The organism is Paracraurococcus lichenis (assembly GCF_030657435.1).
Lineage (GTDB): Bacteria > Pseudomonadota > Alphaproteobacteria > Acetobacterales > Acetobacteraceae > Paracraurococcus > Paracraurococcus lichenis.
In genome coordinates this window covers 25,004-33,279 of the sequence record NZ_JAUTWS010000058.1, presented here as the reverse complement: position 1 = coordinate 33,279, position 8,276 = coordinate 25,004, and the positions used below count along the sequence as shown (strand labels likewise).

Annotated in this window: 7 protein-coding genes; 2 read left to right on the top strand and 5 right to left on the bottom strand. The window is 72.8% G+C overall.

What is annotated here, in order from left to right; translation table 11 throughout:
* Window positions 1-307: 307 nt before the first annotated feature.
* Together Q7A36_RS30995 and Q7A36_RS30990 are read right to left on the bottom strand one after the other, a co-directional pair.
* Complete coding sequence (locus Q7A36_RS30995) at window positions 308-445, bottom strand: hypothetical protein (RefSeq protein WP_305107658.1); 138 nt, start codon at window positions 443-445, stop codon at window positions 308-310.
* A 745-nt stretch (window positions 446-1,190) separates the two neighbouring features.
* On the bottom strand, window positions 1,191-1,850 hold the full coding sequence (locus Q7A36_RS30990) for a TetR/AcrR family transcriptional regulator (RefSeq protein ID WP_305107657.1): 660 nt from the start codon (window positions 1,848-1,850) through the stop codon (window positions 1,191-1,193).
* A gap of 165 nt (window positions 1,851-2,015) precedes the next feature.
* On the opposite strand from Q7A36_RS30990, the gene Q7A36_RS30985 reads away from it, so the two are divergent.
* Entirely contained in the window at window positions 2,016-3,185 is a 1,170-nt protein-coding gene (locus Q7A36_RS30985; protein ID WP_305107656.1) for an HlyD family secretion protein, read from the top strand.
* A complete protein-coding gene (locus Q7A36_RS30980; RefSeq protein ID WP_305107654.1) occupies window positions 3,182-4,750 on the top strand; it encodes a DHA2 family efflux MFS transporter permease subunit in 1,569 nt (522 codons plus the stop codon). Before Q7A36_RS30985 ends, Q7A36_RS30980 begins: the two co-directional genes overlap by 4 nt.
* Before the next feature lie 407 nt (window positions 4,751-5,157).
* On the opposite strand, the gene Q7A36_RS30975 is transcribed toward Q7A36_RS30980, so the two are convergent.
* Genes Q7A36_RS30975 through Q7A36_RS30965 form a run of 3 tightly spaced genes read right to left on the bottom strand, consistent with a single transcriptional unit; the run spans window position 5,158 to window position 8,241 of the window.
* Window positions 5,158-6,132: a Bug family tripartite tricarboxylate transporter substrate binding protein gene (locus tag Q7A36_RS30975; RefSeq protein WP_305107653.1), complete on the bottom strand. Its 975-nt coding sequence runs from the start codon at window positions 6,130-6,132 to the stop codon at window positions 5,158-5,160.
* Between the two features lie 11 nt (window positions 6,133-6,143).
* Window positions 6,144-7,229, bottom strand: a complete 1,086-nt coding sequence (locus Q7A36_RS30970) for an amidohydrolase family protein (RefSeq protein WP_305107652.1) — start codon at window positions 7,227-7,229, stop codon at window positions 6,144-6,146.
* Between the two features lie 28 nt (window positions 7,230-7,257).
* The gene (locus Q7A36_RS30965) at window positions 7,258-8,241 is read right to left on the bottom strand and encodes a tripartite tricarboxylate transporter substrate binding protein (RefSeq protein WP_305107651.1); all 984 of its coding nucleotides are present in this window, start codon (window positions 8,239-8,241) and stop codon (window positions 7,258-7,260) included.
* Window positions 8,242-8,276: the final 35 nt, after the last annotated feature.

The following is an 8,276-nucleotide window of genomic DNA, read 5'->3' as shown; positions in this document are numbered from 1 at the left end:
TTTTTTTGCGACCAATGCATGAGACCTGCAGCACCGACCCGGAAAAAGGTTCGGCCTCGGCTGGTGCAGGGCCTGACCGCGACCGCACGGTCGAGCCCTGCGCCGCGGCCAGCGACCCTCGCCGCCGGCAGTCCGGATAGGGGCTGCCTGGAGGAATTCGGCCGTCGTCCCGGGGCGCTGCCCGATATCCGGACCGGCCACTCGCCCGTGGCAAGGCCGGGATGCCGGGCCGGACCGAAGACCGCAGCCAGCGGGATCGCATATTGGGTGACGCAGCTGGCCTCCGGCGCCGGTCGCCGCTATGCCTTTAGCCGCAGGCCGAGCAGGTCAGCAGGCCGCGTCCCTCCCGCTCCGCTTCGACCAGATAGCCGCAGCGGAGGCAGTTCGCGCCGTCGTCGCCCATGGCAAAGGGGTCGGCGAAGCGCCGCGCCGTGGCGTCGCTCACTCTGGCCTTCGATGTCCGTGGCTGGCGCCGCTCGGGCATTTCCGCATCTACCGGCACCGCATCCAGGGGCGCCACCGGCGCAGGCCGCGGTGGGGCCGGCTCCCACATCGGCATGACATGTGCCGCCGGTTGCACGGATTCGGACGGAATCTGCTGGTTGTCCGGCGGTGGGAGAGGCTGCGCCGACTTGGCGCGGAATCCCTCGGGCCAGGTCTCGGCGCGCACCCCCCAGGGTGCCGAACGCGGGCGATCCTCCACGGGCCGCGATCCCTCGCGCCGGACATGGACGACCTCAACCACGCGCGCCTTGCTGGATCCTGCGCCGCCTCGCCGTGGCGCGCTGAGGATCTGACGCCGTTCCGCATGGGGAGCCTGGTGCCCCTGCGGTTTCAGGGTGGAAAAAACGCGATCTGCTTCCGACATGGATTTCCATGATGGAGGGTGCCGGTATCCGGCCCCCCCGTTCGCTGTGACACCCGGCGCTGAGGAGATTTCCCCTGGCCCGCGGTTCCGGTGCACCGCCGGCCGGAGCGCTAACGCTGTTCGCCCCCCGCGCGTTCATCTCGCGGCACGGGTCGGATCGGCCGACCCTTGGACACTCGGGCGCGACCGACATGTAGGACGTGCGGAGCGCTTGTTCCAGCCCGGCCGCTGCAGGCGGCCTTGCATGGCCGGATACGGTCTCGGCCGCGTCATCGCAGAACGCCACCTTGCCATCGGCAGTCCTCGGCCCTGCCGGCGTCCACTACGGCCCGCGCTGCGACGCCTCCACCACGAAGGCGTGGCAGAAGGTGTCGACGGCGGCCTCGACCTGCTGCTCGATGGCGGTCGCGCTCGGCGCCTCGCCGAGGCCGAGCGTCGCCCGCAGCATCATGTCGCCGGTGAGCAGCGCGATGAACTGCTCCGCGGCCAGGGCGGGGTCGGCGCAGCGCAGCCGGCCGCGCGCCACCTCCCCCTCGATCCAGCCGGCCAGCCAGGCGCGCGTCGCCGCCGGTCCGTTGTCGTAGAAGGCGCGGGCAAGCTCGGGGAAGCGCGGCCCCTCGGCCACCACGATCCGTCGCACCGCGACCGCATGGCGATCCAGCAGGAAGCCGAGCCAGTGCCGCCCGAGGCGGCGCAGCGCCGCGCGCGGCGGCAGGTCCTCGGCGCCGGCCTCACCGCAGGCCAGGCCCCGCATGGTCTCGCAGGCCTCGGTGATGATGGCGGCGAAGAGCCGGTCCTTGGCGCCGAAATGCGCGTAGAGCGTGGCCTTAGAGACGGCGGCCGCCTTCGCCACGGCATCCATGGAGACCGCGCCATAGCCCTCCGCCATGAACAGCCGCGTCGCCGCGGCCAGGATGGCGCGGCGCTTGGGCGAGGCAGCCTCGGCGGGCTCGAGGAGGTCGGGGGCGGTCACATGGGTCATCCTGCATCCTCCCGGGCGGAACTGCACGACGCGCTTGGTCTGGGCCGTGGTGGGCCGCTGAACTGAACCGTTCAGTTCTCCATTGACGGAACGAAGGGATAGGACCATTCTGCCGGCGATGCAAGGCTGGACTGAACCGTACAGTTCAGCACGTGGGACGACCCGATGACCGCGCTTTCCGAGACCAGGCCCGCCCCTCCCCAGGTCACGCCCGCCGCGCCCCGGCGGTCCCGCAAGGGGGCCATCCGCTTCGGCATCCTGGCACTGCTCGGCGCCGGCGCGGCGCTCGGCGGTGCCTGGCAATGGCAGGTCGGGCGGTTCCTGGAGAGCACCGACAACGCCTATCTCCAGGGCGACATCGCCGTGCTCGGCGCGCGGGTGGACGGCCATGTCGCCGCCATCCGGGTGGCCGACAACCAGGCGGTGCGGCAGGGCGACCCGCTGGTCGAGCTGGACGGCGCCACCTGGCGCGCCGCCCTCGCCCAGGCCGAGGCCAGCCTCGCCGAGGCGCGCGCCGCCATCGGCACGCTGCGCGAGCAGATGGCGGCGCAGGAGGCGCAGGTCGCCGTCGCCGAGGCGCAGGCCGCCCAGGCCCGCGCCGAGCAGGAACGCGCCGCCGCCGATGCCCGCCGCTACGAGACGCTGTCGGGCCAGGGCTTCAGCAGCCGCCAGGCCTATGAGCATGCCATCGCCGACCAGCGGAAGGCCGCCGCCAGCCTCGCCGCCGCCCTCGCCCAGGCCACCGCCGCCCGGCAGCAGCGCGTGGTGCTGGAAGCGCAGTCGCTGCAGGCCGAGGCGAAGCGCGCCCAGGCCGAGGCCGCGCTGACCCGTGCCCGGGTGGACCTCGAGAACACCGTCATCCGCGCGCCCTTCGACGGCATCGTCGGCAACCGCGCGGCGCAGCTCGGCCAGTATGTCAGGCCGGGCCAGCAGCTCATCGCCGTCTCGCCGCCGCCGCAGCGGCAATGGGTGGTGGCGAATTTCAAGGAGACGCAGCTCCACCGTATGCGCCAAGGCCAGCCGGTGACCGTGACGGTGGACGCCCTGCCGGGCCTCGCGCTGCATGGCCGGGTCGAGAGCCTCTCGCCCGCGACCGGCGCGCTGTTCAGCCTGCTGCCGCCGGAGAATGCCACCGGCAATTTCACCAAGATCGTCCAGCGCGTGCCGGTGCGGGTCGCGCTGGATGCGGAGGCGGCGGCGAGGCTCGCGCTGCTCCGCCCCGGCCTCTCGGTCGAGGCCGAGGTGGACACGCGCGACGACCCCGGGGCGCCGCGCGGCCTCCTCTCCGGCGCGCTGCACGGCCTGCTCGGCGCGGCGGCGGCGGCCGTGCGATGAGCCCGGCGCCCGCCGTGCCGGCGCCGCCGCGGATCGGGCGGCGCGAATACATCGGCTTCATGGCCATGGTCTTCGGGATGTTCATGGCCATCCTCGACATCCAGATCGTCAGCGCCTCCATCGCCGAGGTGCAGGCCGGCCTCGCCGCCGGCGCCGACGAGGCGAGCTGGGTCCAGACCAGCTACCTCATCGCGGAGATCGTCATGATCCCGCTCTCGGGCTACCTCTCCCGCCTGCTCTCGACGCGGGTGCTCTTCACCGCCTCGGCCGCCGGCTTCACGGTCTTCTCGCTGCTCTGCGCCACGGCCAGCAGCCTGCCGGCCATGGTCGTCTTCCGGGCGGTGCAGGGCTTCCTCGGCGGGGCGATGATCCCGACGGTCTTCGCCACCTCCTTCCTGCTCTTCGCCGGGCCGCAGCGCATCCGCATGAGCGTGCTGATCGGCCTGACCGCGACCATGGCGCCGACCATCGGCCCGACGCTCGGCGGCTGGCTGACCGAGCAGCTCTCCTGGCACTGGCTCTTCCTGATCAACATCCCCGTGGGCGCCGCGGTCGCGGCCACGGTCTGGACCTGCCTCGACATCGACCGGCCGGACCATGGCCTGCTGCGCCGCATCGACTGGATCGCGCTTGCGGCGCTGGCCGGCTTCCTCGGCGGGCTGGAATACGTGATGGAGGAAGGGCCGCGCTGGGAATGGCTGGCGGACCCGACGGTGCGCGACTGCGCCGCGCTCTCCGCCCTCGGCGGCATCATCTTCTTCTGGCGCACCCTGACGCGCCCGGACCCGCTGGTCGAGCTGCGCGCCTTCGGCAACCGCAACTTCGCCATCGGCTGCGTCTCGAGCTTCGCCGTCGGCATCGGCCTCTACGGCTCGGTCTACCTCATCCCGCTCTTCCTCGGGCGCGTCCGCGGCTACAACAGCCTGCAGATCGGCGAGACGATGTTCGTCACCGGCCTGGCCATGTTCGCCGTCTCCCCGATCGTCGGGCGGCTGGCGCAGCGGCTGGACCTCCGGGTCATGATGTGCGCCGGCTTCCTGCTGATGGCGCTGGCCGTCTGGCTGACGGCGACGCTGACGAACCAGTCCTCCTTCTGGGAGATGGCCCTGCCGCTCGGCCTGCGCGGGGCCGGGACGATGTGCGCCATGATCCCGGTGAACCAGGTGGCGCTCGGCACCCTGCCGCCGCAGATGCTGAAGAACGCCTCCGGCCTCTACAACCTCATGCGCAACCTCGGCGGCGCGGTCGGGTTGGCGGCGATCAATACCCTGGCGCAGGACCGCAGCTTCCTGCACCGCGCGCAGCTCGGCGAGGCGGTGGGCTGGGCGCGCGCGGGCGCGGTGCAGGCGGTGGACCGGATCGCCACCGCGCTCGACGGCCGCATCCCGGGCGATGCCGACCTCGCGGCGCTCAGGCGGGTCTATGCCATGGTCCAGCGGGAGGCGCTGGTGATGGCCTATAACGACGTGCTGGTGGCGATGGCGCTGCTCTTCGTGCTGGTGGCGCCGATGGCCTTCCTGGTCGGCCGGCCGCGCCTGGCCGGCCCGGGCGGCGGGGCGCACTGACCCGCCGCGCTGCAGGGCCCGCGTCGGGGATGCCGGCGGCCACCCCCCGGCGCGGTCCCGGCACGGCGCGCCTCAGGGCCTCGGACTCGCCGGCGCAGAGGAGCGCGACGTCATCCACCTGGGCCCCCGCCCTAAGCAAACCCCTTCGGGTTTGCGCTGCAATAAAACCCTAAACAGGCTTTTGCTTAAGGGTTGGGCCGCACGAAGTGTGGCCCAACCCGCGAAAGTCTGCTTGGGGAGTCGCAGCCGCAATCCAACCCGTTCGGCCGCGTCCATGTCCTGCCTCCGGCCGAGCGCGTGGCGCGGAGGGCGCCGACGAACGCCCTGCTTTCCCGCAACAGCACGTTGAGCCGCGACGTCGAGACCATGATCCGCGCCTGACGTTCGGACTTCGCCTGCGGCCAGCATCACTCGAGCCGCGCGCCGGAGATGCGGACCGCCTCGCGCCACATCGGCCGCTCCTTCGCGGCGCGCGCCGCCGCCTCCTCGGGCGTGGTGCCGAGTGGCCGGTTGCCGGTCGGCGCGAAGCGCGCCTGCAGCGCCGGGTCGGCCGCAGCGGACCGCATCGCCTCCGACAGCCGCTCGACGATCGGGCGTGGCGTGCCGGCCGGCACCGAGACGGCGCCCCAGGAGGTCACCACGAAGTCGGGGATCCCGGCCTCCGCCAGGGTCGGCACCTCCGGCAGGTCAGGCCAGCGGGAGGCCGAGGTGACGGCGAGCGCCCGCAGGGCGCCGTCGCGGACCGCGGCCAGCACCGTGGGCAGGTTGTCCACGCTGAACTGCGTGTCGCCGCGGAGCAGCGCGGTCAGCGCCTCGGACCCGCCGCGGAACGGCACATGCGTGCCCTCGATCCCCAGGCGACGGCAGAGCAGCGCCCCGGAGAGGTGCACCGTGGTGCCGATGCCGGAACTGCCATAGGCCAGGCCGCCCCGCTGCGCCTTCGCCCAGGCGGCGAATTCCTGCACGCTCCGCGCCGGGACATGCGCGGCCGGCACCACCAGGACCAGCGGCGCCTCCCAGCCCAGGGAGACGGGAATGAGGTCGCGTTCCGGATCGAAGGGCAGCTTGTCGTAGACGAACTGGTTGATCGCCAGGCTGTTCACCGCCGTCGTGCAGAGGGTGGTGCCGTCCGGCGCGGCCTTCGCCGTGGCGGCGACGCCGATGTTGCCGCCGGCGCCCGCACGGTTCTCCACGACGACGGGCTGGCCGAGACGGTCGCGCAGCCCCTCCGCAATGAGGCGGCCGGCGAGGTCCACGGCGCCGCCGGGCGGGTAGGGGACGATCAGCCGCAGCGGCCGATCCGGCCAGGCCTGGGCGCTGGCCGGTCCGGCCCACCAAGCGGCGGCGCAACCGGCGGCGAGGAGGGTACGTCGGTGCTGCATCGGGTGTGCCTTCAGGAGGCTGGAGTTGGACGGGGCGACAGGTCGGGCGCGAGGCCGGCCGGCAGGTCGCGGAGGCGGTAGACGCGCGTCGCCGTCCCGGCGAAGAGCGCCGCCTTCTCGGCTTCGGAGGCACCCGCCGCGAGGCGCTTGAAGGCGTTCCAGAGCACCGGGTAGGCGCACATGCCCTTGTCCACCGGGAAGTTGCTCTCGAACATGCAGCGCGCCGCGCCGAAGAGCTCGATGCAGGTCTCGATCACCGGGCGCCAGGCGGAGGCGAGCCGCTCGGAGGTGGGCGGCAGCGGCTCGCGGTCGAAACCGTGTCCGCCGACGCGCATGGCCAGGCCGCCGAGCTTGACCACGACGTTCGGGCATGCGGCCAGGGTCCGCATGTCGGCACGCCAGGCCTTGAAGACCTCATCGCGTCGTTCGGCGAAGGGCCCGACGCCCAGCGGGCCGCCGCAGTGGTCGAGCACGATCGTGACCCCGGGGAGGGCGCGGGCGAGGTCGATGACCTCGCCGAGCTGGGTGTGATAGGCCCATATATCGAGCGAGAGGTCGAAGTCGCTGAGCCGCGCGGCGCCGCGGCGGAAGGCGGGCTCCATGAGCAGGCCGGGCGGCGGCGTGATCGGGTTGGAGCGCACCTCCTCCGAGGCATGCCAGGCGGTCGAGTTGCGGATGCCGCGCAGGCGCCCGCCCGCAGCCAGCAGATGCGCTTCCAGCACCGGCGCGACCGCATCGCCCAGCATCAGGGCGGCCATGGCGACTATGCCGGCGCAGGCCCGCATGGGCCCATAGAGCCCGCTGGCGCTCCGTGCGGCGACGCCGGCGACGAATTCCGTCTCCCCGACCGGGCGCAGCGCCTCCGGCCCCGCCGCCCGGAGCATGGACCGGCACTGCACGAAGACCGTCGCGCGGATGTCGTGGCCCGAGCCCGTGTCGGCGAGGAACTCTTCGAACAGGTAGCGCGCGCCCGGCCGGTCCCAGAGGTGGTGGTGCGCGTCCACGATCGGCAGGCCGGGCTCGAGGATCTCCTCCGAAACCTGGGCGAGCCAGGCCTCGCGGACCGGGGCATGCGGCGAGGTTGCCTGCTTCGGCATGGCGGGGATCCTCAGCGACCCGGGGCGGTCAGTTCCACGGGGTGGTCTCCCAGATCCGGCGGTAGCGGGCCTCCTGCGCCGGCATCTGCGCCTCCCACGCGGCGCCGGGCAGGTAGGCGAGCGGCAATTCGAGCTGCCTTGCCTTCTCCCGCCACTCGGGCTTCGCCATCACGCGCGCGACCGCCGCTTCCAGCCGGGCGGCGACGTCATCCGGGATGCCGCGCGGCGCGGCGAGGCCGCGCTCGCTGGTCATCACCACGTCGAAGCCCTCCTCGCGGAAGGTCGGGACATTCGGCATCAGGTCCCAGCGCGTCTCGCCCATGGCGGCGAGCGGGCGCAGCGGCGGGTCCTCCTGACCGAGGCTGCCGATCTCGCCGAGGTTGAGCCCCGCCACGTCGATATGGCCCGCCAGCACCGCGTTCTTCACCAGGCCGGCGCCGGCGAAGGGCGCGTGGATGAACTCGGTGCCGGAGGCCGCCTGCAGCAGGGTCAGGCCAAGATGATCGTCGGTACCGACACCCGAGGAGCCGACGCTGATCGTCCCGGGCTTCTTCCGCGCCGCCTCGACGAGGTCCTTCAGCGTCCGGTAGGGGGAGTCCCGACGCACCACGAAGGCCGTGGGGTCGTCCACCAGCCGGGCGATGGGGCGGATCTTTGCGCGGTCGTAGCGCACCTTCCGCTCGAGCGGAACGGAGAGGTAGCCGGGCGTGTTGATGGCGCCGATCGTATGGCCGTCCGGCTTCGCCGACTGCAGGGCGACGTAGGCCGTCTCGCCGCCGGCGCCCGGCCGGTTCAGCACGACGAAGTTCGCGCCGGGGATCTCGGCAGCGAGGAACAGGCCGAGCGCCCGCACCATGACATCGGTGCCGCCGCCCGGCGCGAAGCCGACGATCACCTCGACCGGCCGTCCGCCCGGCCACCCGCCCTGCGCCAGCGCGGGGCGTGGCAGGGCGAGGGCGGCTGTCCCGGCCGCGAGCAGCCCGCGGCGTCCGATTATCGTCTTGTCTCGCATCCTCACCTTGTCCTTCATCTTGTGTGACGGCGTGT

What these genes read in the sequence shown, in the direction of transcription:
- Q7A36_RS30975 (WP_305107653.1), bottom strand. Translation starts at nt 6,132, where the DNA reads ATGCAGCACCGACGTACCCTCCTCGCCGCCGGTTGCGCCGCCGCTTGG.
- Q7A36_RS30970 (WP_305107652.1), bottom strand. Translation starts at nt 7,229, where the DNA reads ATGCCGAAGCAGGCAACCTCGCCGCATGCCCCGGTCCGCGAGGCCTGG.
- Q7A36_RS30990 (WP_305107657.1), bottom strand. Translation starts at nt 1,850, where the DNA reads ATGACCCATGTGACCGCCCCCGACCTCCTCGAGCCCGCCGAGGCTGCC.
- Q7A36_RS30985 (WP_305107656.1), top strand. Translation starts at nt 2,016, where the DNA reads ATGACCGCGCTTTCCGAGACCAGGCCCGCCCCTCCCCAGGTCACGCCC.
- Q7A36_RS30980 (WP_305107654.1), top strand. Translation starts at nt 3,182, where the DNA reads ATGAGCCCGGCGCCCGCCGTGCCGGCGCCGCCGCGGATCGGGCGGCGC.
- Q7A36_RS30965 (WP_305107651.1), bottom strand. Translation starts at nt 8,241, where the DNA reads ATGCGAGACAAGACGATAATCGGACGCCGCGGGCTGCTCGCGGCCGGG.